At 45.4% G+C, this 23046-nt stretch carries 25 protein-coding genes; 9 read left to right on the top strand and 16 right to left on the bottom strand.

What is annotated here, in order from left to right; all coding sequences use genetic code 11:
• Position 1: 1 nt before the first annotated feature.
• Genes KFK88_RS08735 through orn form a run of 4 tightly spaced genes read right to left on the bottom strand, consistent with a single transcriptional unit; the run spans position 2 to position 4044 of the window.
• Positions 2–1318 carry an N-acetylmuramoyl-L-alanine amidase gene (locus tag KFK88_RS08735; protein WP_223578648.1) on the bottom strand — a complete coding sequence of 439 codons (1317 nt, stop codon included), beginning with the start codon at positions 1316–1318 and terminating at the stop codon, positions 2–4.
• A gap of 55 nt (positions 1319–1373) precedes the next feature.
• Positions 1374–1874, bottom strand: a complete 501-nt coding sequence (gene tsaE / locus KFK88_RS08740; protein ID WP_223578650.1) for a tRNA (adenosine(37)-N6)-threonylcarbamoyltransferase complex ATPase subunit type 1 TsaE — start codon at positions 1872–1874, stop codon at positions 1374–1376.
• Positions 1875–1888: 14 nt separating this feature from the next.
• A complete protein-coding gene (locus KFK88_RS08745) occupies positions 1889–3478 on the bottom strand; it encodes an NAD(P)H-hydrate dehydratase (protein WP_223578651.1) in 1590 nt (529 codons plus the stop codon).
• Between the two features lie 8 nt (positions 3479–3486).
• Positions 3487–4044 (bottom strand): oligoribonuclease, encoded by a 558-nt coding sequence (orn, locus tag KFK88_RS08750; RefSeq protein ID WP_223578652.1) that lies wholly within the window; start codon positions 4042–4044, stop codon positions 3487–3489.
• A gap of 107 nt (positions 4045–4151) precedes the next feature.
• On the opposite strand from orn, the gene KFK88_RS08755 reads away from it, so the two are divergent.
• The 4 genes from KFK88_RS08755 to KFK88_RS08770 all read left to right on the top strand — a co-directional run bounded on the left by KFK88_RS08755 (position 4152) and on the right by KFK88_RS08770 (position 7207).
• Entirely contained in the window at positions 4152–4520 is a 369-nt protein-coding gene (locus KFK88_RS08755) for a 4a-hydroxytetrahydrobiopterin dehydratase (protein ID WP_223578653.1), read from the top strand.
• 20 nt (positions 4521–4540) lie between these two features.
• A complete protein-coding gene (rsgA, locus tag KFK88_RS08760; protein WP_223578654.1) occupies positions 4541–5512 on the top strand; it encodes a small ribosomal subunit biogenesis GTPase RsgA in 972 nt (323 codons plus the stop codon).
• 183 nt (positions 5513–5695) lie between these two features.
• The gene (gene asd, locus KFK88_RS08765; protein ID WP_223578655.1) at positions 5696–6547 is read left to right on the top strand and encodes an archaetidylserine decarboxylase; all 852 of its coding nucleotides are present in this window, start codon (positions 5696–5698) and stop codon (positions 6545–6547) included.
• Positions 6548–6667: 120 nt separating this feature from the next.
• The gene (locus KFK88_RS08770; protein ID WP_223578657.1) at positions 6668–7207 is read left to right on the top strand and encodes a cytochrome b; all 540 of its coding nucleotides are present in this window, start codon (positions 6668–6670) and stop codon (positions 7205–7207) included.
• A 117-nt stretch (positions 7208–7324) separates the two neighbouring features.
• Here KFK88_RS08770 and KFK88_RS08775 read toward each other — a convergent pair whose 3' ends face one another.
• Positions 7325–7846 carry a DUF937 domain-containing protein gene (locus KFK88_RS08775; RefSeq protein ID WP_223578659.1) on the bottom strand — a complete coding sequence of 174 codons (522 nt, stop codon included), beginning with the start codon at positions 7844–7846 and terminating at the stop codon, positions 7325–7327.
• A gap of 119 nt (positions 7847–7965) precedes the next feature.
• Here KFK88_RS08775 and KFK88_RS08780 point away from each other — a divergent pair, with 119 nt between their 5' ends.
• Positions 7966–8349 (top strand): MGMT family protein, encoded by a 384-nt coding sequence (locus KFK88_RS08780; RefSeq protein WP_223578661.1) that lies wholly within the window; start codon positions 7966–7968, stop codon positions 8347–8349.
• Positions 8350–8368: 19 nt separating this feature from the next.
• Here the strand turns inward: KFK88_RS08780 and KFK88_RS08785 are convergent, their stop codons facing one another.
• The 5 genes from KFK88_RS08785 to KFK88_RS08805 form a co-directional block, all read right to left on the bottom strand.
• Entirely contained in the window at positions 8369–8734 is a 366-nt protein-coding gene (locus KFK88_RS08785; RefSeq protein ID WP_223578663.1) for a TraR/DksA family transcriptional regulator, read from the bottom strand.
• Between the two features lie 5 nt (positions 8735–8739).
• Complete coding sequence (locus KFK88_RS08790; RefSeq protein ID WP_223578665.1) at positions 8740–9078, bottom strand: YqcC family protein; 339 nt, start codon at positions 9076–9078, stop codon at positions 8740–8742.
• A gap of 129 nt (positions 9079–9207) precedes the next feature.
• The gene (locus tag KFK88_RS08795; RefSeq protein ID WP_223578667.1) at positions 9208–11433 is read right to left on the bottom strand and encodes a TonB-dependent receptor family protein; all 2226 of its coding nucleotides are present in this window, start codon (positions 11431–11433) and stop codon (positions 9208–9210) included.
• Between the two features lie 82 nt (positions 11434–11515).
• Positions 11516–12058 (bottom strand): response regulator transcription factor, encoded by a 543-nt coding sequence (locus tag KFK88_RS08800; protein ID WP_223578669.1) that lies wholly within the window; start codon positions 12056–12058, stop codon positions 11516–11518.
• Entirely contained in the window at positions 12055–13215 is a 1161-nt protein-coding gene (locus KFK88_RS08805) for a sensor histidine kinase (RefSeq protein ID WP_223578671.1), read from the bottom strand. The genes KFK88_RS08800 and KFK88_RS08805 overlap by 4 nt, the downstream gene beginning before the upstream one ends.
• 263 nt (positions 13216–13478) lie before the next feature.
• On the opposite strand from KFK88_RS08805, the gene KFK88_RS08810 reads away from it, so the two are divergent.
• The 3 genes from KFK88_RS08810 (at position 13479) to greB (ending at position 15331) form a co-directional block, all read left to right on the top strand.
• Positions 13479–14456: a transporter gene (locus KFK88_RS08810; RefSeq protein WP_223578673.1), complete on the top strand. Its 978-nt coding sequence runs from the start codon at positions 13479–13481 to the stop codon at positions 14454–14456.
• A 169-nt stretch (positions 14457–14625) separates the two neighbouring features.
• Positions 14626–14838 carry a hypothetical protein gene (locus KFK88_RS08815; RefSeq protein WP_223578675.1) on the top strand — a complete coding sequence of 71 codons (213 nt, stop codon included), beginning with the start codon at positions 14626–14628 and terminating at the stop codon, positions 14836–14838.
• A 7-nt stretch (positions 14839–14845) separates the two neighbouring features.
• Positions 14846–15331, top strand: a complete 486-nt coding sequence (greB, locus tag KFK88_RS08820; RefSeq protein WP_223578677.1) for a transcription elongation factor GreB — start codon at positions 14846–14848, stop codon at positions 15329–15331.
• A 7-nt stretch (positions 15332–15338) separates the two neighbouring features.
• Here the strand turns inward: greB and KFK88_RS08825 are convergent, their stop codons facing one another.
• The 4 genes from KFK88_RS08825 to uup are packed head-to-tail and all read right to left on the bottom strand — an operon-like array spanning position 15339 to position 19309.
• Positions 15339–16361: a lipid A deacylase LpxR family protein gene (locus KFK88_RS08825; RefSeq protein ID WP_223578679.1), complete on the bottom strand. Its 1023-nt coding sequence runs from the start codon at positions 16359–16361 to the stop codon at positions 15339–15341.
• A gap of 17 nt (positions 16362–16378) precedes the next feature.
• Positions 16379–16780: a hypothetical protein gene (locus KFK88_RS08830; protein WP_223578681.1), complete on the bottom strand. Its 402-nt coding sequence runs from the start codon at positions 16778–16780 to the stop codon at positions 16379–16381.
• A gap of 10 nt (positions 16781–16790) precedes the next feature.
• A complete protein-coding gene (smrA, locus tag KFK88_RS08835; protein WP_223578683.1) occupies positions 16791–17372 on the bottom strand; it encodes a DNA endonuclease SmrA in 582 nt (193 codons plus the stop codon).
• Between the two features lie 35 nt (positions 17373–17407).
• Positions 17408–19309: an ATP-binding cassette ATPase Uup gene (uup, locus tag KFK88_RS08840; RefSeq protein WP_223578685.1), complete on the bottom strand. Its 1902-nt coding sequence runs from the start codon at positions 19307–19309 to the stop codon at positions 17408–17410.
• 91 nt (positions 19310–19400) lie between these two features.
• Here uup and KFK88_RS08845 point away from each other — a divergent pair, with 91 nt between their 5' ends.
• Positions 19401–19997, top strand: coding sequence for a class I SAM-dependent methyltransferase (locus KFK88_RS08845; protein WP_223578687.1), 597 nt, complete (start codon positions 19401–19403; stop codon positions 19995–19997).
• A gap of 57 nt (positions 19998–20054) precedes the next feature.
• Here KFK88_RS08845 and KFK88_RS08850 read toward each other — a convergent pair whose 3' ends face one another.
• Complete coding sequence (locus KFK88_RS08850) at positions 20055–20822, bottom strand: DUF4097 family beta strand repeat-containing protein (RefSeq protein WP_223578689.1); 768 nt, start codon at positions 20820–20822, stop codon at positions 20055–20057.
• A gap of 58 nt (positions 20823–20880) precedes the next feature.
• Positions 20881–22728, bottom strand: a complete 1848-nt coding sequence (locus KFK88_RS08855) for an AsmA family protein (protein WP_223578691.1) — start codon at positions 22726–22728, stop codon at positions 20881–20883.
• Between the last annotated feature and the right edge of the window lie 318 nt (positions 22729–23046).

A 23046-nucleotide genomic window follows, 5' to 3' on the forward strand; every position in this document is an offset into this window, starting at 1 on the left:
ACTAGCTGCGTGGGATGACTAACTTTTGACCAATACGCACGGTATTTGAAGTCATTTTGTTAGCTTTTTTAATTTCATTCACGCTGGTATTAAAACGTTTAGCGACTTTAATCAAACTATCGCCACGCTTGACGTGATAAATATTTTTTCGATACAGACTGGCAAATTTCGTACCGTCGGGCGCATGCTGCTTAAAGTAACCAACAATACCATCTTTAACAGCGCCAGCTAACTTTCGACGGTAAGATGAGGTTTTCAGCAAACGCTCTTCGCCTGGGTTTGAAATAAAACCTGACTCAACCAAAATAGAAGGAATGTCGGGGTTTTTGAGCACCAACAACGAGTTTTCTTCGACATAGTTTTTATGCATTTTTGGCGCGACACGCTTCATTGCTGAGTGCACTTCTCTACCAACCTTAAAACTCTCAGCAATCGAACTCTCCATCTGCAAGTCAAGTAACACCGAGCGAACTGAGTTGTCGTATTCAGACAGCATCACCGTGCTATCAACACCACCCAGCAGTTCAGATTTCTCTTCCTGCAGCTTCATCCAGCGCGCCACCTCAGATTTAGCGCCATATAAATTTAGCACCCAAACTGACGCGCCTTTCGCGTGTGGACTTTTAAATCCATCGGCGTGGACAGAAACAAATAAATCGGCCCGATGCTTGCGAGCAATATCAGTCCGTTGACGGTGTGGAATATAGTAGTCCCCTTTTCGAACCATGACCGCTTTTAGCCCATCCACTGCATTAATCGCCGATACAAGTTCTTTAGACAACATCAACACAATATCTTTTTCTCGGGTGCCACTAGGCCCCATCGCGCCAGGGTCTTCACCACCGTGTCCCGCATCAACGGCAATCACAATGTCTCGGTCAGCACCGGTCGCTGACTCTGGTGGCTTAATCACTTCACGCTTCTCGTCCACTAAGTCTATGACCAGACGATCACCGTATTCTTGATAGGGTTTTAGAGAGAAGCTTTTAGGCTCTGCGCTTTTGGTAAGATCTAATACCAAACGCAACACACCTTCTTTCGGTGGTTTGCTTTGACGAACCCGTTTAACCAGATCACTTTTAATCTCAAGCTGGCTTAGATCAACGGATACGCGAGATTCGGGGATATCAACAACAATTCGGTCAGGATTTTTTAAGACAGTCAGTTCATGCTCAACGGGTGATGTTAAGTCAAAAACCACACGCGTCGATTCAGGAGATTGCCAAAACCTCATGCTTTTGATCACTGCAGCTTGAGCTGCAAAGCCAAACATTAAGGTCGCGGCAAGTAATGTTCTGGTCAGTTTCGTTTTTATCATTGTCACTTTGCAGTTACTGCTCCATTTGATTTTGGCACAAAATAGCGCGCCTTGGCTAGTCTTCGGCCAGTATTTGCCGGATTTTTTGCGCTATATCTTGGCCTAGCGCTACATCACTAAACATAAAGTCGGCTTTACGCCCACGGTCCATATACTCAAGTCCAATCACTAAGTCTGCTTCAGGGATCATGCCCTCACCCTTATCAGGCCATTCGAATATCAGTAGCGCATCATCGTCGTGATATTCACGAATTCCAATAAACTCCAGTTCTTCGGGATCAGCCAAGCGATACAAATCAAAATGATACACCGCCTTACTCTGCAGATTGTAGGGTTCAACCAGCGTATAAGTAGGGCTCTTCACGGCACCTTGATGCCCCATTCCTTGTAGCAAGCCTCGAACAAATGTTGTTTTGCCAGCCCCTAAATCACCATACATATAAATGACAAATGGTAGGGGTAACAGTTCCGATAAGGCTAAACCTAAAGCAACGGTTTCATGCTCATTGGTTAATAAAAAGCTTAAACGCGGCTTGTCACATACCTTAGTTTCCAATGGTTATCCCCCAATTAGTGTTCCAGTTGATTGATCCAAACATTGAGTGCTTCAATCACTTCAGAGGCCACAACACCGCGACGTCGGTTTCCAGCTGCAACTATCGCCGCCTCGTAATGTAACTCAGTAGCAAGCAGCGCAGCACCCATTGGCTCCGCTCCTTGCGCGATGAAACTGGTAATGAGTCCTGTTAGAACATCACCCAAACCTGCCGTCATCATGGCAGCACTGGCTCCAGCCATCACAAAAGTCTGCTCACCATCGCTAATCACGGTCCCAGCACCTTTAAGCACACAAATTGCCTGATACTTTTTTGCTAATTGTCGAGCGACTTTCAGACGATTGTGCTCAATATAAGCTGTATCTACGCTTAACTGCGGCTCAATTCGACCAGACGACAGCACGTCATCTTGCTGTGCGTTAAGTAAACGTCGTGCCTCACTGGCATGAGGCGTAATAATGACTCGCTCGGGCAATTTTGTGGATGATTTTTCAGCTAACCAATACAGAGCATCAGCATCCAGCACGCAGTCAATATCGTTATCCACGACCGAAGACATAAGATTAGTGAATATTTGCCCAGCGACATCATCACGCCCCAAGCCAGGCCCAAATCCAAGACTTTGATAACGCTCTAAGTTTCTCAGATCACTAAAATCTGCGTCAGATGAAAAGCCTCGCCACATGACTTCTGGGTAGCTCGCCAAAGCAGCGCTTTGATTATCTTGATGCAGCCAACAAGACACAAGTCCAGCGCCCGTGCGAATAGCTGTAGTCGCTGCTAAGATTGCTGCACCACCAAGGTGTTGCCCGCCACCGACAATAAGCGCGTGCCCACAGTCAAACTTAGACCCAACTTCGGAGCGGCGTGGTAACTTACTCTTTAAGTGATGGATATCACTCCACCAAGCTTCTGCTGTAACGCCAAAAGCTAACGGGTTACGAACCCCAAGAGGTTCTAAAATCAACTGGCCTTGATGAGCCAGAGCATGGTTTAACCGTTGACCCACTTTCAAACCCACAAAGCTCACCGTGGCGTCCGCGCTAAAAACCGTATCCAGCCCTTCTTTCTTAGCACAATTACCGCTGTCGGCATATATGCCCGTCGGAATATCCAAAGCAAGCTTGGCGCAGTTAAGCTGGTTGAGCTTTTCAATAATTTGCCAGTATGGCTCTTTTAAATCACCCTTAACACCAGTTCCCAACAAGGCATCAACCACAACGTCACCGAACGATAAATCCTTTTCCAGCGCCTCTTCATAACCAAGGATATCAAACCTTTGGTGGGTTTCTTTTTTGATGGACAGCAGTTCTTGCCACGCTTGCTGCGGATCACCTTCAAATTCACTGTAAGGCTTCAACGCAATCAAGGTTACATCAAAGCCAGCTCTCAAGGCATGACGCGCGACCACCAAACCGTCGCCCGCATTATTTCCGGCGCCGGTTGCGATCACCCAGTGGTTTGCTTGTGGCCACAATCCTCTCGCTCGTTCAAAAGCGGCAGCGCCAGCACGTTGCATTAGCTCGTATAGCGCGATTCCTTGCTGCTCAACAAAGGCACGCTCGATCGTTTTAATGCTGTCGACAGAAAACAGTGGCTGCATACGAAAACTTAGCTTTTCTCAGTCAGGTCGATAAAGTGCTCGCGGTAGTAGGCACACTCTGCAATTGACTCTCGAATATCATCCAGAGCCAAATGCGTCGCACTTTTCTTAAAACCAGGCAAGATAGCAGGCTTCCAGCGACGAGCCAGCTCTTTTAGGGTACTCACGTCCAAGTGGCGGTAATGGAAATAACGCTCCAATTCAGGCATATGCTTCACCATAAAGCGGCGATCCTGACAAATAGAATTGCCGCACATTGGCGACTTACCTTCCGGCACCCACTGTTTCAAAAACTCAATGGTTTGGCGAGAAGCCTCGGCTTCATCGACGCGGCTGTCCTTCACACGCTTAGTAAGTCCTGACTTACCGTGCTGCTCGACGCACCACTCGTTCATGTTTTCCAGCGTGTCGTCGTCTTGATGAATCGCCAATACAGGGCCTTCAGCCAATATATTCAGGTCCTTATCAGTCACGATGGTCGCGATTTCAATCACCTTGTCGGTTTCAGGATCCAACCCTGTCATTTCGAGATCCAGCCAAATCAAATTATCTGCGTTTTGTGCCACAAAACACTCCCGTTTGTTGAGTTTTGCTAAAAATATGGTGTTACTTCAGTTATTATAGACACAAATTTTAACTCATGCAGATCTAAGAAACGAATTTTGGAGTAATTATGGAACAGTTAGCATCTCAGCAATGTGTACATAACGACGACTCAAAAAAGCCTCTGGATAATGACACTCGCGACTCGTTGCTGAAAGAGCAGCTTCCCGAGTGGAATTACGATGCTGATAAAGGCGAAGTATCACGCAAATTCAAATTCAAAAACTATTACCACACCATGGCGTTTGTCAATGCTGTGGCTTGGGTTGCTAATAAACAAGCCCACCACCCAGATCTTGAAGTCAGCTATGGCCACTGCTTAGTCCGCTACACCACGCACGATGCGGGCAATAGTTTATGCCTCAACGATCTGATTTGTGCGGCGCACATCGATGCGTTGGACAATAACGGTTCATTCGGACCGAACTTTCAAGACTAATATCAAACAAGGCCTAAGCATTGGGAAAGAAACGTAAACACAATAAAAAACAGCGTCAGGAAGTTCCTGACGAGGTCAATTCCGAAGAGCTTGGGCCTGAAGAACAGGGGATTGTGATCAGCCGTTTTGGTCAGCAGGTCGATATTGCTGACCAAAATTTCGAAACCATCCGCTGCTTTTTGAGACGCGCCAAAGAAGTTCCTGTAGTGGGCGACAAAGCAACCTTTCAGCGCCAAGAAAAGCTGGATACGGGCGTGCTTGTCAGGTTTGAAGATCGCACATCTCTTTTAAAGCGCCCGACCCCACATCACGGCATTAAGCCCGTAGCCGCCAATATCGACCTAGTAGCCCTGCTATTAGCGCCTGAGCTTGGTTTTTCAGAAATGCTCCTCGACCGTTATTTAGTCGCAGCCGAATCCAGCAATATTCCCGTGTGGCTGGTGTTTAATAAGTGGGATTTGCTGGGCGATGAAGAACGCGCAGACATACAGCAACGCTTAAAAACATACCAAGATATTGGTTACCCCATTTATTTTATTAGCGCTAAGCATGGCGACCAAGTGGATGAACTGGTCAAAGACTTACGAGGCAAGCAATTATTATTAGCAGGTCAGTCTGGCGTCGGCAAATCCACACTGATCAAGTACCTGTTCCCAGAGCTCGAAGTCGCCACCGCCGATATTTCTGAAACCTCAGGCCTCGGCACTCATACCACCACTGCCTCAAGGCTGTACAAGCTCGACGATGACACATACCTCGTCGACTCCCCTGGAGTGCGTGAGTTTGGTTTGTGGCACCTAGAAGATCATGATATTCAGCAAGGGTTTGTTGAAATTTACAAGCTCGCCGAACACTGTAAATTCCGTGACTGCAAGCACATCAAAGAACCTGGCTGTGCTGTATTAGCTGCCGCTAAAAGCGGTGACATAGCAGAGTCTAGAATCAAGAATTACCATCACCTGATCCAGAACTACGATCAGCAGTTTAGTTAAATTTCAAAATTTCAATCAATCACTTATCTAAATAGTGCTTTTCGCTCTTATAGCGAGTTCCTTTTCTTGTGTGGCCAAGAAAAGGAACCAAAAGAAAGAATTTCTGACCTAAGAGCATAACAATAGTCTGTTTTACTAATTTAAGTTACAATTCAATCAATTAAAGCAAACACCTAAACCACCATGGCTGATAAACTCAAAGTCTTATTACAATATCTAATACCGCAACACGGCTTGTCGATTCTAATGGGCAAGATCGCGGAAAGTAAAAACCCAACGATCAAAAACGCTTTTGCGAAGTGGTTTATCAAAAAGTACGGCATCGACATGAGTATCGCCGAGCGTGAAAATCCTGAGGATTATGAAACTTTTAATGATTTCTTTACGCGCAGCCTAAAGGAAGGTGTTCGTCCAATTGCGGAAGGTGATTCAGTTATCGTCAACCCTGCAGACGGCAAAGTCAGTCAGTTAGGTCCCATTGAGAAAGGTTTTATTTTTCAGGCGAAAGGTCATCGTTACAGCGCCAAGACGTTACTGGGTGGCGATGCTGAGTTATCGAAACCTTTCGAAAATGGTGAGTTTGCAACGATTTACTTGTCACCCAAAGATTATCATCGGGTCCACATGCCGATGAAAGGCAAGCTGACTAAAATGCTTCATGTACCGGGTAACTTGTTTAGTGTGAACCCTTTGACCGCGCGTAACGTACCCAATCTATTTGCGCGCAACGAGCGTGTGGTCGCTATGTTCGATACTGACATTGGCCCAATGGCGATGGTCTTAGTCGGTGCAACTATCGTTGGCAGCATCGAAACGGTTTGGGAAGGGACTATCACACCGCCGACACGTGACGATATTAAAACTTGGGATTATCACGATAAGAGCATCACCCTCGAAAAAGGCGAAGAAATGGGCCGATTCAAACTGGGGTCAACCGTGATCTTGCTATTCCCTAAAGATACCATCGCATGGGAAGACAACATGAAAGCTTACGCACCAACAGTCATGGGAACAGCGCTCGCTACAACTAAGTAACTCAGTCTCCAAAAGCCCCATCCTGGCGCTATTCTTTAATAGCGCCAACTTGCCTTTAAAAAGCATCTCTGCCATTCTTACTCCAAGCAGTTGATAATTAAAATAATTGGAGTCACCACTATGGCAACAGAGACCACAAAATATACCTTACTGATGCGTATCCTACACTGGCTCATTGCAGTACTGATTCTGGGCATGATTGGTGTTGGTTGGTACATGGCAGGCCTTCCCGACGAGCACCCAACAAAATACGACATTTACCCTATCCACAAATCGGTTGGTATAACCCTGCTTGGTTTAGTCGTAATCCGCTTATTAGTCCGTTTTTTCAGCCCAGTCCCCAAGATCCCTCAAGAGCTTGCTTGGTGGGAAAAGGTTTTAACCAAAACGGTTCACTTCCTGCTGTATCTACTAATGTTATTAGTGCCGATATCAGGCTACATGATGTCGGACTTTGCGGGCTTCCCTGTCGAATGGTTTGGGGTAGAAATTCCTGGGTTTGTCGAAGACAACATGGAAAGCTCTCAGGGCGCACTCGATGCACACGGCATTTTACCCTACATATTACTGGGTCTCATCGTGTTACATCTTCTCGGGTCATTAAAGCATCGCTTCCTCGATAAAGACAAAAACACTGACGTTCTAAAACGTATGCTGTAACTCATCATTGGGTTTTCTTTATCGCCCAGACGCTTAACACGCAGCCCGTGAATACTCGCCTAAAGCGCACAAAAAAGCCCTGCATAGTCAGGGCTTTTTACTTCGGCTGTAACGAGTTTAACGGAACAGTTTACTCGCCATACCAGCTACATCATCCAGTACCGAACCATCATTATCGGAATCCAAGAAACCTTGCAGAAAGCCCTGTTGCTCTTTTTCGACATTTGTTTGCTTGGTCAGAGACCCCATTAGCATATTAGCAGCCAAAGGCAGGATTTGTTTTAGAATACCGCTATCAATACCTGTTTTTGTAGCAGCCTGCTCGGCTACCTGACGACTGGTTTCTTTGCTACCTAACAGGTGCCCCAAAATGGCATTACCATTATCCACCGCTTGTGGCTCAGCCAGCTTTTCAGGCTGCTCAACATAAGCCTGGTTGCCACTATTCAACAATGCACCTAATAACGATTCTAAACCACCTTGCTGCTGCGTGTTGTGCTTCATACCTTGCTTTAAGGAAGGCAGTAACTGCTCCAGTGCATTCGATGTTTGCTGAGTGTCCAAATTAAACTGTTTAGCAATTTGCTCGACAGCACCTGAGTTTTGCGATCCTAAGACCATATTTACTAAGTCTTGCATGAAGGGCTCCTGATAATACTCCTTTGAAAAAATCACTATACTCCGGGCTCTATTCATAAGCAAAAGTGGTATGCTAGAGTTTAAAAATATTTACCTTCTGGCTTTATTCGGAGTTACCGATGAGTGAACAAATGGAGCACTTTCGTCAACAGGTTTATTACTGGGTCAGTAAAATTCCTAAAGGGAAAGTCACCAGTTACGGCGCTATCGCCAAACTCTCAGGCTTTCCGCGGCATGCACGTCATGTCAGCAAAGCTCTTGGATCAGCGCCAAACCGGAAAAAACTACCATGGCAGCGGGTCATTGGTGCGGATGGAAAAATTGCTTTTAACTCAGACAGCGACCATTTCGCAATACAACAGTCATTGCTGGAAAAAGAAGGCGTTAAAGTGATAAAGGGCAAAGTAGACTTGAAACTGTACGCTTGGAAGCACCCGCTTGAAGGGGATAAAAAAACTTCAAGCCAGAATTCAGGGATTCAAGCAGAAGACTTTTTCCGATAAACCGCCTTTGGTTAGCCCACTAGGACCGAGTTTTTTGACGCTGCTCTTGCAGCGACTGGCAATCCAAGCACAACTCGGTTTCTGGTGAGACATCTAATCGCTTGAGGTTAATCTCTTCCCCGCACTCTAAACAGAATCCATAATCGTCATTCTTGATACGCTTTAAGGCTTTTCGTACTGCAATAAGATGCTTTTGATCTCGCTGGTGGGCAGCGCTAACCATCGCCTGTTGCTGCATGGCATCACCGCGTGATACCCGCCCCATGCGCGCCTGGTCCAACTCAACCGCTTGACTTGATTCTGAGGACAGCCCTAGAAACCCCATCAGCTCCGCTTCGAGCTGTATTAGTTCTTTTTCATAACGTTCGATTTGAGCTGGTTTCATGGTGTTTAGTGTAGATGGCTTAAGTGCGACACTTCATCAAATTTTTGGATAGCGCGAATTAACTTGTCAGTATCATTCTTTTCTTTGAAGGCTTCTTCTGCGATGGGCGCAATCTGCGCTGGGCCCGGTGGAAGCTGCTTTCGCTCAACACTGCGTCGCATTCTCGGCAAGAAGACAAACTGCAACCACTGCTCAAGTTTTAACGTATCCACACAAAAAGGCATTGAGCTCTCCAATGCTTCAGGCGCAGGACGCTTTTGCGACCACAAGCCAAGCTCCATCAACCGCTGCTCAATCTTATCAAACACTTTTAAATATTCATCAAACCAGTCTATCTGTTTCATTTGTATCACTATGTCTAAAGTATCACCTTAATATTACACCATTTGACGCTCTGTTGCAGAGAACGTTACATTTCCAGTCACCACAAAAAAGCCCGCCAAAAGGCGGGCTTTTCGAACAAACACTTGGTATTAGAATGATAATCTAACGCCAACTTTAGCTGTTCTTGGCTTGTCTGGACGTGCGCCATAAGGCTCGCGAGCGACAATTGAGTCTTCATCAGTGATATTCTCAATGGTTGCGTAGAAAGCAACATTGTCATTGGCTTGAATTTCACCAGATAAGTCAACTAAAGTACGCTCGTCCGTACGCTCAAACTCACCACAAGCAGGCTTAGTACATAGTGAGTCAAAGTAGTTAACGCTTGCTAGCACACTCCACTCAGAGTTGTCATAACCAAACATCAACTGCGCTTGGTTCTCAGGGATGTAAGGGATCGGTTGACCCGCTGTGACATCACCCCAAACGTTACTGTCGAAAGAGCTACCAAATTCAGTATCCGTGAAAGTATAGCTCAAACGTGCTGGCCAGTGTTCAGCGAACTCACCAGTAACCAGAAGCTCAACACCTTTAACTTCAGCTTTACCGCCGTTAAATTTGTCGCCTTCGTTGTTAATATCACAACCGCTGTTAGCTAACGTACACTCACCAAGCAAGTTTTCGTAGTCGCTGTAGAAAGCAATCAACTCACTCGAGTACTGAGAACCGCTGAAGCGAAGACCTAGCTCATAGTTCCAGCTTTCTTCAGGCTTGTCATCAGCACTGCTTCCTGGAGGTGCGAAACCTTTATGCGCACCAAACAAAATGCTTGTGGTAGCGTTTACATCCCATACCGCACCGAAGCCTGGTAGTACTTCTGATACGCTATTTGTGCGAACACTCGCCGCTGCTGAGCGATCTGGCGCAGAACCCCAGTTTTCACGCTTTAGCTCAACGTCTTCATAACGTAGGCCTGGCGTAAACGTCCAGTCACCCCATGTGATAGTATCCATGATGTAGTAAGAGTTAGCTTCTGCCGAGTCGATACGGTTGCCTGCATCACCCCATACGCCTGGGTCAACTACGACTAACTGACCATTTTCTTGCGCGAAGAAACCGCGACGTTGGAAACGATCCGCTTCGTCTTCGTGTACACGAATGCCCAGTTGTAATAAGTGGTCAGCGCTGCCTGTCATGAAGTTCCAATCTAAACGCGCTTGAATACCTTCACTTAAATAAGCACGATTACCATCAACTTTATCAATTAAGTCATTGCCGCTATCCGCGCCATTAAGAATTGATTGGTAGTAATTTGCTAATGTGCTACCTGGGTTGGTGTTAATTTCACCGATAACCGAAGACCAGCTGACGCTGTTGTAGCTGCCAGGATTCGCGGTATCTTCCATGTAGAACTTGCCAGTTTTATACCAGTTACGCGCAAAGTCGTTTTGGTAAGCCGTGACGTTTAAGTTCAAGCTATCGCTTAGATCGGCGAAATAGCTTAAAACAACCTGTTGGTGCTTACCTACGAAGTTATCATCTTCAGATACACCATACATTCTGTAAGGATCTGCGGCGAAATCTACGTCCGTTAATCCCATGTAAGACTGATCTGACTCTTCATGAGAGTTTTGCAGTTTGATGTCCAGTTGCTGATATACTGCTGCGTCAGAATCAGTGTTAAAGCGAAGCTTGACCACTTGATCGCGCTTCTCAAAACCTGTCTCTTGGCCAATACGGTCAATTGTTTTGAAACCATCTGACTGGTGATCATTCAATTCAACCAAGTAACCAAAGTTATCGAAACTATCGCCATAGTAGAAGTAGCCGTGCTGCTCTTCATGCTCGCCCTTCTCCAGCTTTAGTTGGCCTTGACCATCTTGCGGTATTTGGCGTGAAATCAAGTTAACGGCACCACCAACAGTGAAAGGACCATACTTGATGCTTGCTGGGCCTTTTAATACTTCGATGCCAGTAATGCGATCAAATGTTGGGAAATAGTAAGCAGACGATGCTGCGTATGGTGCTGGCGCAATCAAGACACCATCTTCCATCAAGCTCACACGACCTGTGCGGCTGGTGCCGGTGCCACGAAGGCCGATATTTGGGCGTAACCCTAAACCGTCTTCTAGCTGTACATAAACACCAGGCACTTGACGAACCGCACGATTAACGTCGCTATATTTAAACGCTTCTAGCTCAGCTTCAGTTACGATATGTGCAGAACCCGCAACTTTTTTAGCACTTGAGCTATCACCAATAATCGTGATGGTCTCTAAGTCTTCCTTTTGTTTCTCTTCAGCAATTGCTGGCGTTGCAATCGCTGTCCCCAATATCACAGCAGACGCTACGATACTCAAATGAAAAGGAGCTTTCATGTTTTTACCTAACTCGTTATCTGTAGAATTGACTTTCCGGCGGGATTATAAATCTAAATGATAATGATTACCAACACATATTTCATTTTTGTGAAGGTTTCTTGGCAAGTTTGCGTTGGAGTGTTCTACGGTGCATGCCCAACGCTCGGGCTGTAGCCGAAACATTACCCTCGTGTTGGGCCAAAACTGCCTGAATATGCTCCCACTCCAGACGATCTACTGATATCGGCTCAGCCTCAGGAACTTTGGTTGAGTCTAAACTCTGCTGCGATAAGGCCTGAAGTATTTGCTTTGCGGTAGCGGGTTTAGGAAGGTAGTTATCCGCCCCTAATTTCACTGCCTGCACGGTTGTGGCGATGCTGGCATAACCCGTTAAGACCAGAATACTGGTATTTGGATGGCGCTCTCGAAGCTCCGGTAATATTGAGAGTCCCGAATCATCTCCTAGGAAGAGATCAAGAATGATGTAATCTAATTGAAGTGTCTGGTGCCTCTGCTTCGCCTCTTCAACCGAGTAGCACACGGTGACATCGATAGTTTTTGCAGCTAGAGAGCGGCTCAATACTTGAGCAAAGACTTCATCATCCTCAATCAGTAACAGTTGTTTATTAGAGCTTTCGGTCAAGACGACGCTCCCACATGACTATCATAGCCGCTTGCTTGTAAAGGTAGCGCTACTCGAATTTTTGCACCGGGTTTGTAAGGCAAAACTCTCAAATATCCGCCGACCTGCTCGATGCTGGCATTAGAAATCAAGGTACCGATGCCCATACCGCCGGGACTGTTGCGATCCTCACGAGGGCGCCAACCGTAACGATCAATATCCTCATCCGTTAAGCCCGCCCCCTGATCAATAATATCGATATAGCAATAACTATCATCGTCATGCAATTTCAAGTGAACTTCACTCTTACCCAGACTTTGGGATGCTTTAGCAGCATTATCCAGTAAATTTAAGAGCGCGCTTTGCAACCCAATATGGCTGTGCACCCTACCTTCTAGTGAGCCATTCTCAACCAATAACTGAACTTCAGGGTAAAGCAGTCGGAAGTTGCGTGCCACAACACCGACCAATTCTTTGATGGCAATTGTTCTAAACTCACCCGACTTAAGCTCGTCGAACTGCTGCTGGATCGATTGTGTAATGTTATGACAGCGCTGAACTTGCTGCTGCATTACACGCATGTCCTGTTCGTTATGACTATCACCATCCATCATGTCATCCAGCAATACAGTTAAAGATGACAATGGGGTATTTAACTGGTGAGCGGCATCCGCCGCCGATAAGCCAAGAGCGGTCAAATAGTCGTCTCTTAATTGTCGCTGCTCATGCTGTTGAATACGCTTTTGTTGCTGTCTTATGGCGTTAGATAAATAGCTGGCCACATAAAAAATTAAACCCGCACTGGCGATAAATACCAACCACATGCCGAGTAGGTGTGACGAAAAGTTACTAGCATGATGATGCTGTGGCTGATCGATCACATACAGCAGAGAGTAAACTAACCCAGCAGTTACCAGCACGACCACCGCCACATAGCGCTTTAGCGCTACTGAAGCGGTCACAATTGGTAGTAGCAGTAAAGAAATCAGCGGGTTGGAAGCTCCCCCTGTCAGATACACGTATCCACCAAGCAGCAATACGTCCAGCAATAAATTAATTAACAGTGCCTTTTGACTTAGGCGCAACTTTTGGTTTATCCAACCTGACAACAACAAGCAAACCTGAACCACAATCAACACCCAGACCATCATGTGAATAGGGTTCACAAACCACAGCATGTAAACCACCTGCATGATCAGTGCGATCGCCCTAATCCAACTCAGAGAAATTAAAATGCTTTGGGTAAACTTTTTATGATCGATCACAATGCCCAACACAGTTGCCAGAGAAGCTATTGTCGATGATTATAATTCAACCAAGCCCTACTCCCTAGGGTTGAGCGACACTTTATCACTGAGTGCGACAATATGTCGCATGTTCAGCTTTGGCACAACACACTACAATTGCCACAGTTTTATTCATCAACCCAAAGATTATGACGATGTCACTCAAAGCATTACTTGCACTATCAACAACGTTATTTACCGCTTCCGCCCTAGCAGACAACAGTTCTCGACCAGACAGTCACGCACCGATTTCAATCATGGGCGACCATACCCATAGCGAAGGTGAGTGGATGGTCTCATACCGCTTTATGACCATGAGCATGGCAGATAACTATGTCGGTAGCGATAAAGTCAGTACGGAACAAGTCTTACAAAACTTTATGGTGTCACCACAAAGCATGGACATGGATATGCACATGCTAGGAGCCATGTATGCACCGAGTGATGATGTTACCTTAATGTTGATGGCGAACTACCTCAGCACCTCAATGGATCATGTCACGCGCATGGGCATAAACTTTACGACTGAGACATCGGGTATTTCGGACACAAAAATCGGTACCTTGCTCAATATCAACAAAGATAACAACTCAGCGAGCCATATCAATCTTGCTCTATCGCTACCGACTGGCAGTATCAAAGAGCAAGATCAGACGCCAATGGGCTATGCCCGCCTTCCGTATCCGATGCAGCTGGGTTCAGGTACCTACGACATCGAAATAGGCGCTACACATACTGAGTTTTTTGAGCAGTCATCTTGGGGAGTACAAGGTAAGCAGCTGTTTAGGACTGGCTACAATGACCTCGATTATCGCCTAGGTAATCGCTTTAACCTCAACAGTTGGTTTGCGTACAACCTGAACCAGCAAGTATCACTGAATACTACGGTTACCTATACCAATCAAAGAGATATCAAAGGACAAGACGACGATTTAAACCCAATGATGGTTCCAACGGCCCGCACTGATCTGCGTAGCGGTTACTTTTGGGACTTAGGCCTTGGCGCAAATATTAAAATTGATGGGCATCATCGCCTAGCCATAGAACTAAAGAAAACCGTTCACCAAAACCTTGATGGACCACAACTGGGCAATGACTGGAACGCAACTCTCGGCTGGCAGTACGCGCTCTAGCAGAAACAGAATTAATACTCACTAAGATTTTACTATAATAAGATAAGTCTCCACTACAGTTGCTGGCCTTTGGCCAGCTTTTTTTTGCCCTCAATTGTTGCCAACTCAACCCTTGTTGATATTGGTGACACTTTTTATAATGGCCGTTTAAAGAATTGTAGGTGATATTATGAATTACCGAGCCTTACTCACCCTATCAGCTACGCTGTTAATGCTCGCTGGTTGCGGATCTGAAAAAGAGGAACGAACTGAGTTGAGCGATTACAAACAGCAGCAACTTGATAAAGCTAAAGCTGTTGAAGAGGAAATGAATAAGCGCGTTGATACTATCAACAAACAACTTGAAGAAAGCTCACAAAAGAAAGACGACGATACCCTGTAAAACCTAAATGAAACGCTCGAACCTGATTACTGCAGCAGGGGCTACGCGCCTACGCAATGAGCTTGCTCATTTATGGAAAAACTTACGCCCCGAGGTCACTCGCGCCATTAACGCGGCAGCGGCAGAAGGTGATCGCAGTGAGAATGCCGAATACATCTATCGAAAAAAGCAGCTTCGTGAAATCGACCGCCGCGTTCGATACCTTCAAAAACGCACCGCAGAGATGCAAGTCATCGAGCATACACCAAGTCAGCAAGATAAAGTGTTTTTTGGGGCTAAGGTAACCGTTGTTGATGATTCCGATGAAGAAACCGTTTATCGAATTGTTGGTTCTGATGAGTTTGATGTCGCGCCGGAATACATCAGCGTGGACTCGCCAATGGCAAGAGCGTTGCTAGGAAAAGAACTCGATGATGAAGTGGTTGTCAAACTTCCGGAAGAAAGCAAAAGGCTGTGGATAGTCGAGATTAGCTACCCCAGCCCTCACCAATAAAAAGCATTTAAAAACGGTAACTTACGCTCAGTGATCCAAAACGTCCTTTACCATCGCGTTCCTCAAAAGTAGAGCTGGTTTCAGCTACAGAAAATAAAAGCCCCCACTGCTCCCAGTTCCAAACAGCGCCCGTTGAAACGATGAAACCTTCGTGTTTCAAGGTTACTGAGTGACTGTTTCGGAAAGTGTTTCCATCAACAAAGATATCATTAAATACATACCGAGCCTGCGCACCTAAGAACATATAAAAATGATCGCCCTCAGAACCTGCTAAAGGATTAATATCACGCCCTGGCAAAATGCTTACTGCTGGAAACGTTTCTTCAAGACCAGAGCCTAAGCGAACCATTCCAGAGGCAGCAACTTCTGAATTAAAGGTTCCTAAACTGCCGCTTGCAAAAGTTAGAAAATCCATACCGAAACCGTCACCATTGGTCATATCAAAGCGCCAGCTGCGTTGAGCATTGATACTAAAGACGAGTTCATTGTGTAGTTGGTTGTCCCAACCTCTAGGCTTTTCTGAGTCCGTTATATCATGCACTGCTTTTTGCGTCTTTTCCGCCAATGACGCAGGGCCAACCATGCCCACAATGACTGAAAACTGATCAGCAACATCATTATCCCAAGCGTACAAAGTCCCACGCCAACCCAGTAATCCAGCATAAGGAAGATCATTTTCAATCAACTCTTCTTCTTGAATATTTTCGGGTGTCTGCATACCTTGGAAAATACTGAAGCTTACGGCCTTTTCTCGAGAATCGTCAGTATCTAAGAATAGATATTCCCCCATTCCGACGAGCCAGTTTGGAGCGCTAGTTTCTGCATAGTCATCATAAGGACCATAACCCCAGCTGTAACCAATACCATTGGTATAACCACCATCTTTCCCTGCGAATAAATCATTTTCTAATGTCAATGTTGCGAAAGCTCCTACACCAGGCTCTTCACCGGTGAAGGCTTCTTCTTTAGGTTCGGCGAGCGCTACCACTGGAGTAACCGCAAAACCCAGTACCGCGAGTAAATTCCGCATGGGAAAATTTCCTTCTGCTAGTCTGGACGAAATTGTGTTTTAACACGCTGTTTAATGGTTTCCACTAACTGTTGTGTGTTTTGCGAATCTTTAACATCTTTTTTCAAAACATCCTCGACGATATCGGCGAGGTCATCTACGGTTACTGCCTTTTTCTTATCAAACGACTCGTGCTGGAATAAATTAATGTGGTGGTCACTTTGACGTCCCCACTTCATTAAACGATTCCAATAACGATCTTCTTTGCTATCACTCGCTAAATCCAGCAAATAGCACACCAGTCCAACCGGCATTAGAGCAAAATCCCTCAGTGCATCTATCCATAACTTCACTTGTAATAACAATAAATTTCGCGTCTTACGCCATGTGCTCGTAGACTCTTCTTGAGTCAAAACCAACACGCGTTCTTTCTGTGTCATCTTTCTGTCCTTAAACCGTTTTATTGTAGGCTTCTCGGTTCAGTTGCTTCTCCTCTTCATTCTTCTTAAGCAACACATAAACCGATCCCAAGCCACCATGTTTTTGTTGGGCACTATGAAATGCCATCACTAAATCATGCTGCTGTAGCCAATGATTGACGTGACTTTTCAAAACGGCTTGCGGAACGCTACGCTCCCCTTTACCGTGGGTAATCAATACCGTTCGTTTGCCACGCTTCACACAAGCCTTGATAAAGTAAAACACTTCATCACGAGCCTGTTTTACGGTTAGGCGATGTAAATCCGTATGAGCCTGTATATCATACTTACCTAACCTCAATTTTTTGTAAACGCCGTCCTGAACACCTGATTTTTTGAACTCTAACCACGAATTCGGCTCGACCTGCTCAATAAAGTCCGTGGTTAAGTAGTTAGGATCATGATTGGGCTTACGCCCCAAAGCGGCTTCTTGTCGAGCTAATTGCGATAATGACGGTTCATCTGCTGGTGAATGCAAATTCACACGATCATTCTTGATGGGTTTCACACCTTTCAACTCTTTCTTAAATAAATCAAAATCATCTTGTGCCATAACACCACCATTTACTGTTCTGTCACTGTTAGAACTTACTCATTAGCTTCGCTTTCGAGCGCTTCTTTTTGTGCCTCTAGGGCCTCCCAACGCTCAAAACACTGTTCCAACTTCGTTTCTAGACTTGCCAGTTCTTCGTTCGCCTGAGCAATAGTACCACTGTCCTGCTGATAAAAGTCTGGAGACGCCATCGCAGCATGCAGTTCCTCAATACGCTCTTCCAGCTTAGCGATATCTGTAGGAAGCTGGTCAAGCTCCCGTTGATCTTTATAGCTCAGTTTAGCAGACTTGCGACGAGGTTTCGTTTTGCTTTGTTTTTCTGATGCACTAGAACCTTTAGCCTTCGGTTGCTGCATCTGTCGCTGACGTAGCCAATCATCATAGCCGCCAACGTATTCTTTGACTTCACCCTCGCCTTCGAAAACAATCGTACTGGTGACGACATTATTAATAAAGTCACGATCGTGAGAAACCAAAAGCATGGTTCCGCTGTAGCTATCTAACATTTCTTCGAGCAACTCAAGTGTCTCAATATCCAAGTCATTGGTTGGCTCATCGAGAATCAGCAGGTTAGAAGGTTTTGCCAGAATTTTTGCGAGTAACAAGCGGTTACGCTCGCCACCTGACAATGCAGTAATTGGTGCTCTAGCGCGCTCAGGCGTGAACAAAAAGTCTTGCATATAACTGATAACATGGCGATCTTTACCGTTAATACTCATCATGTCTTTTCCTTCAGACACATTATCCATAGCCGATTTAGACTCATCTAACTGAGCACGGTGCTGATCAAAGTACGCAATATCCAACTTGGTCCCTAATTTCACGGTGCCTTGCTCTGGCTTCAGGTCTTCCAATAAGATCTTCAGCAGTGTCGACTTACCACAACCATTGGGCCCAACTACACCGATTTTATCGCCACGCATAATGAGCGTGGAGAAGTCATCAATAAGCTGGCGTCCCTGATAACTCATATGAATGCCCGTGGCCTCGATGACTTTCTTCCCTGACAATTCGGCCTGCTGCGCTTTCATATCGACATTACCGATCAGGTTTCGTCGCTCAGCTCGTTCTTTCCGTGCGGACTCTAAACGTCTCACTCGCCCTTCGTTACGAGTACGGCGAGCTTTAATGCCTTGTCGGATCCAGACTTCTTCTTGCGCCAGCTTTTTATCAAAGTCTGCATTTTGCTTTTCTTCAGCGGCCAAGCGCTCTTCTTTACGACGCAAGTAATTGCCATAATCACCGGGCCAAGAGGTTAGCTGCCCACGATCAATCTCAACAATTCGCGTGGCAAGGTTTTTCAAGAAACGTCTATCGTGCGTAATAAAAAGAATGCTGCCTTTGTAGGCTTTTAAAAACCCTTCCAGCCACTCAATCGAATCAATATCAAGGTGGTTCGTTGGCTCGTCGAGCAACAACACATCAGGCTGCTCCACCAGCGCTTGCGCCAACAAGACACGACGCTTCATACCACCCGACAGCGCCTCGAACTGAGCTTGTCCATCAAGCCCTAAACGGTTAATCACAGATTGAACACGCTGATCGATCGCCCAGCCGTCTTGAGCTTCGATTTGCTGCTGCACCTGCGCCATTTTCTCAAGTGCTGCGCTATCCGTACTGGTGCTCAGCTGGTAAAACGATTGTAGTAGCTCACCAATATTACCAAGCCCCGATGACACCACCTGAAATACCGTACCACGAGTGTCTGAGGGAACTTCCTGAGTCAACTTGGCGACTTTGACGCCTTCTTGAAAGCGTAATGCCCCGTCATCAGGCACAATTTCTTTATTGACCACTTTCAGCAGGGTCGATTTACCGACGCCATTACGGCCGATAATACAGATTCGTTCACCAGGTTCGATAGCAAAATCGACCTTATCCAGCAGGGCTGGCCCGCCGTAGCCAACTTCAACTTGTTGTAGGGTAACTAAAGACATTAGAATACATCATCAAAACTTTGGCACATTTTAACTGAAAATCATGGCTACTGCTTGCCCTCTTTGCTTATCACATGACACAAAACCTTATATGCGCGATAAAAACCGTGAGTATGAGGTTTGTGGTCAGTGCCAGCTAATTTTCGTGCCGCCACTGTTTCACTTAGATCATGAGGCTGAGAAGCAAGTCTATGATTTTCATCAAAACTCGCCTGAAGATGAGGGCTACCGAGCATTTCTTAACAAACTACTCGCGCCGCTCGCTCAACGACTGCCTGAAGGTGCCGAGGGGCTAGATTTCGGCTGCGGGCCTGGGCCGACCATCAAGCCGATGCTCGAAGCCCAAGGTTTCTCCGTTCAGAATTACGATATTTACTATCAGCCCAATGAAGCTGCACTTTGCAAAGCTTATGACTTTATTACCTGTACCGAAGCGATTGAACACTTCAGCCAGCCGCACCAAGAGCTTGCACGGTTTGATCAGCTTCTTAATGACCAAGGGTTTCTAGGGATTATGACCAAACGCCCCACCAGCAAAGAAGCCTTTGCAAGCTGGCACTATAAGAATGATCCAACCCATATCTGCTTTTTCTCAGAAGAAACCTTTCAGTGGATAGCGCAACGGTTCAACTATCACCTTGAGTTTCCGGGTAACGACACCGTCATCATGCAGAAAAAGGCTCCATAAAAAAATACCGCCCAACATGATGCTGAGCGGTACTTTAGACTGTGCAAAATGACTTTATTACTTCTTACGGACGTCGATATCACCATTCACCGTATCAAACTTAAGGCTCGCGCCGCCGCCTTTGTACTGACCGTCCATGTCTGCACCAACATACTCACCTTCGTCAACTTCGATACCAAAGTCGTTACTCAGGTCACCATTAACAGTTTCTGTGCGTAATTCAAAACCATCATTTTCTGGCAAGTAAACTTCAATATCGCCATTGACGGTATCGCCTTTCACTCGGCTTGAACTTGATAATTGATCCAAATGGACTTCAACATTTCCGTTCACTGTACCAAACTTCACGTCTTGAGAAGCGTTTTTAATCATGATCTTGCCATTGACGGTTTCTGTTTTAATTTCACCCGTCACACCTTCAATTCTGATGTTGCCGTTTACCGATTCAATCGAATCGAGTGAAGCGCCTTGAGGTACTTTGAGCGAAAAGGACACTTGGCCTGAATTGCCACCCCAATTCATAAAGCCGCCAGAATTGATGTCGACTTCTACGTCAAAGTCATCATTACTGTGCTTCACTTCGACTTTGATATTGTCAATATCGTCAGCATCATCAGCAGTCACTGTGTACTCAAGTAGAATTTCGTCTTTATCCCAACCCGAAACAGAGATGTTACCGTTGATGTTATCTAGGTTGATACTACCTGAACTCGAGAACTCATACGTTTTCGAATAATCTTTCGACTCATTCGCCATAACTGCCAGTGAAGCAATACCCAAACTCACTGCCGAAACCACACCGATCCACTTATTTACTGTATTCATTGTATACCTCAATTATTGCTACCATTTACTCTTTTGATGCAAACGGTAGCAAAAGGGTTTATTTGTCATTGTCTTTTTTTCGATTAAAGATATCACCCAGCTTATCTTTCAACTCATCTTTGGCTTTATCTTCAAGCTCCTTCTTCTTTTCATCGATCTTACCCTGATATTCAGCTTTGAGCATGGCCTCGATATCAATGCTGGCTTTAGGCTCTGCCCATGTCCCTTTAAGCTCAAACGGTAACTTCTTGCCCTTAAGTTTAGGATACTTCTCCTCGACGACTTCTTTTAACTGGCCCTTTAAGACCAACTGAAAATTACCTGCCAACGTTTCCTGATTAGCATTAGTTGATGCTTTTCCGACCAAATCAAACACTGGTGAATTAAGTTTGAAGTCAGGTAGCTCAATTAAGCCTTGGTTCGCTTTAATGTTGCTGCTCAGGTTGGCAAAGCTAGTCTTACCGCTATAGCTTTCTTTATTTAACGATTGCAAACTCAGGCCTGATTGAATCAATTTCTCAATATCAATTCCATTAAAAGCACCATCCGTCAGCTGGAGGTTACCGTTACCATTGAGGTTCTGAAGCATTTGCTTAACATCAGCACCCTTGGTTTTCATGTTTAGGTTTAATTCGCCTAACCCCGATAACTTGTCGAGCTCAAAAAATGCTGCGAGTAAATCACCAATCTGAATATTATCGAAATCAGGCTGGACCGATAACGCCAAAGGTTTTGCCGCAAAATCAACACTGGCGACGGTTTCCATGTGACCTTGGAACGCATCCGCTTTAAAAGGATCAAGAAACAGTGTCGCCCCCTTATTTCTCAAGTTAGCCGACACATTGCTAAAAGTCGCATTTTTGAGAATCAACTGACCAACATCCAGTTGCCCTTTAACTCGGGCACGCTTTAAGAAATCAGCCACAGGCGAAAGATCCATGGCACCAGATTGTTTAGAGTTTTTCTCTCCAGCACTCGCCGCCATGAACTGCTCTAGCTCCAAACGCTCGGCGCTCAATTTCACGTCAATATCTTTAAAAGTACTGAATCCAGCGTTCAACTGCATGCTGATCGGCTGACCATTTAAGTTTACCTTACCCTGATGATTTAACTGGGTTGTTTTGTCTGCCATACTCAATTCAAGGTCGCCGCTTAAGCCGATAGTTTTAAGCTGCTCACTTAGCCCTTCAAGCTCCGCATCCAGTCCGCCAACTTTAAACTGCTTAAAGTCACCGCCAACCCACAAGTCACCAGATAAGCTCCACTCAGATTGTGAGTCACCTGCTTTCAAGCTACCAGAAGCTGATACGGGCGTTGTCGACTCAGGCTTAAAGTCGCTGACTTCAAGACTGTTTAGATGGAAGCTTTGGCTTAGCTTCTGTGAGTAATCATACTGATTCAGTGTGAAGTCTTTTAAGGACAAACTATCTAAGCTTAAAGCACCCCGCTTAGAAGCAGCATCTGATTGAGTTTCCTCAGCCTCTACCGTTTTATCCTTAGCGTTGACTAACGCTTCTATATTGGAGCGCCCAGCTTTATCGCGTAGCAAATTCAGTTCAGCGCCAGACAACTCGACAGAGCCGACTTCAATATCACCACTTAATAGGGGCATTAATTTAATGCTGGCAGCGACTTTATCCACTTTTAATAAGGTCTTATCGCTTTTAAAGCTAGCTGGCTGGGATAGCGTCACGCCACCAGTTTCAACTTGTAGCCATGGGAAAAAGCCTAGCGACAACTCCTGCTCAATCACCAAATCAGCGGTAGTTTCGGCTTTAACCTTCTTAACTAATTGATTTTTAAGCTCATCGCTGTTGAAGAAAATGACAGCCACGATGCCCAGCACTAAAACCAATGCGACAATCGTGCCCAACAGACCTAAAATCCATTTAAATAAACGTTTCATAATCACTCGCAATATCAATAACTTGGGTGTATGTGACTTAGAGTAACCTTGTTATAAAAATGTTCCAACCGAATTTATCACTATTTATTTGAACTATTTGTAAAAATTACAGACTAAATATTTGAAAGGTAAAGATTCTTTGTTGTTGTTATTAAGATAAGTTGCTCTTTTTTAAAGAGTTTAGAAGTCAAAACAAAGTCATGTAGATATACGTCTTACTTTGTAAAACTTCTTGAAAATAGTGTTTAAAGAGTTGTTAGTCATAAAGAAAGGCCAACCCACGGGTTGGCCTTTCTTTTTTCTGCAGCAGAGTACTGA

The sequence above is a fragment of the Kangiella taiwanensis genome, from assembly GCF_020005165.1.
Taxonomy (GTDB): Bacteria; Pseudomonadota; Gammaproteobacteria; order Enterobacterales; family Kangiellaceae; genus Kangiella; species Kangiella taiwanensis.

Excerpts from the sequence above, each read along its gene's own strand:
- KFK88_RS08735 (WP_223578648.1), bottom strand. The coding sequence starts at position 1,318 with ATGATAAAAACGAAACTGACCAGAACATTACTTGCCGCGACCTTAATG.
- KFK88_RS08745 (WP_223578651.1), bottom strand. The coding sequence starts at position 3,478 with ATGCAGCCACTGTTTTCTGTCGACAGCATTAAAACGATCGAGCGTGCC.
- KFK88_RS08755 (WP_223578653.1), top strand. The coding sequence starts at position 4,152 with ATGGAACAGTTAGCATCTCAGCAATGTGTACATAACGACGACTCAAAA.
- asd (WP_223578655.1), top strand. The coding sequence starts at position 5,696 with ATGGCTGATAAACTCAAAGTCTTATTACAATATCTAATACCGCAACAC.
- KFK88_RS08770 (WP_223578657.1), top strand. The coding sequence starts at position 6,668 with ATGGCAACAGAGACCACAAAATATACCTTACTGATGCGTATCCTACAC.
- KFK88_RS08775 (WP_223578659.1), bottom strand. The coding sequence starts at position 7,846 with ATGCAAGACTTAGTAAATATGGTCTTAGGATCGCAAAACTCAGGTGCT.
- KFK88_RS08780 (WP_223578661.1), top strand. The coding sequence starts at position 7,966 with ATGAGTGAACAAATGGAGCACTTTCGTCAACAGGTTTATTACTGGGTC.
- KFK88_RS08785 (WP_223578663.1), bottom strand. The coding sequence starts at position 8,734 with ATGAAACCAGCTCAAATCGAACGTTATGAAAAAGAACTAATACAGCTC.
- KFK88_RS08790 (WP_223578665.1), bottom strand. The coding sequence starts at position 9,078 with ATGAAACAGATAGACTGGTTTGATGAATATTTAAAAGTGTTTGATAAG.
- KFK88_RS08795 (WP_223578667.1), bottom strand. The coding sequence starts at position 11,433 with ATGAAAGCTCCTTTTCATTTGAGTATCGTAGCGTCTGCTGTGATATTG.
- KFK88_RS08805 (WP_223578671.1), bottom strand. The coding sequence starts at position 13,215 with ATGCTGTGGTTTGTGAACCCTATTCACATGATGGTCTGGGTGTTGATT.
- KFK88_RS08810 (WP_223578673.1), top strand. The coding sequence starts at position 13,479 with ATGTCACTCAAAGCATTACTTGCACTATCAACAACGTTATTTACCGCT.
- KFK88_RS08815 (WP_223578675.1), top strand. The coding sequence starts at position 14,626 with ATGAATTACCGAGCCTTACTCACCCTATCAGCTACGCTGTTAATGCTC.
- greB (WP_223578677.1), top strand. The coding sequence starts at position 14,846 with ATGAAACGCTCGAACCTGATTACTGCAGCAGGGGCTACGCGCCTACGC.
- KFK88_RS08825 (WP_223578679.1), bottom strand. The coding sequence starts at position 16,361 with ATGCGGAATTTACTCGCGGTACTGGGTTTTGCGGTTACTCCAGTGGTA.
- KFK88_RS08830 (WP_223578681.1), bottom strand. The coding sequence starts at position 16,780 with ATGACACAGAAAGAACGCGTGTTGGTTTTGACTCAAGAAGAGTCTACG.
- smrA (WP_223578683.1), bottom strand. The coding sequence starts at position 17,372 with ATGGCACAAGATGATTTTGATTTATTTAAGAAAGAGTTGAAAGGTGTG.
- uup (WP_223578685.1), bottom strand. The coding sequence starts at position 19,309 with ATGTCTTTAGTTACCCTACAACAAGTTGAAGTTGGCTACGGCGGGCCA.
- KFK88_RS08845 (WP_223578687.1), top strand. The coding sequence starts at position 19,401 with ATGCGCGATAAAAACCGTGAGTATGAGGTTTGTGGTCAGTGCCAGCTA.
- KFK88_RS08850 (WP_223578689.1), bottom strand. The coding sequence starts at position 20,822 with ATGAATACAGTAAATAAGTGGATCGGTGTGGTTTCGGCAGTGAGTTTG.
- KFK88_RS08855 (WP_223578691.1), bottom strand. The coding sequence starts at position 22,728 with ATGAAACGTTTATTTAAATGGATTTTAGGTCTGTTGGGCACGATTGTC.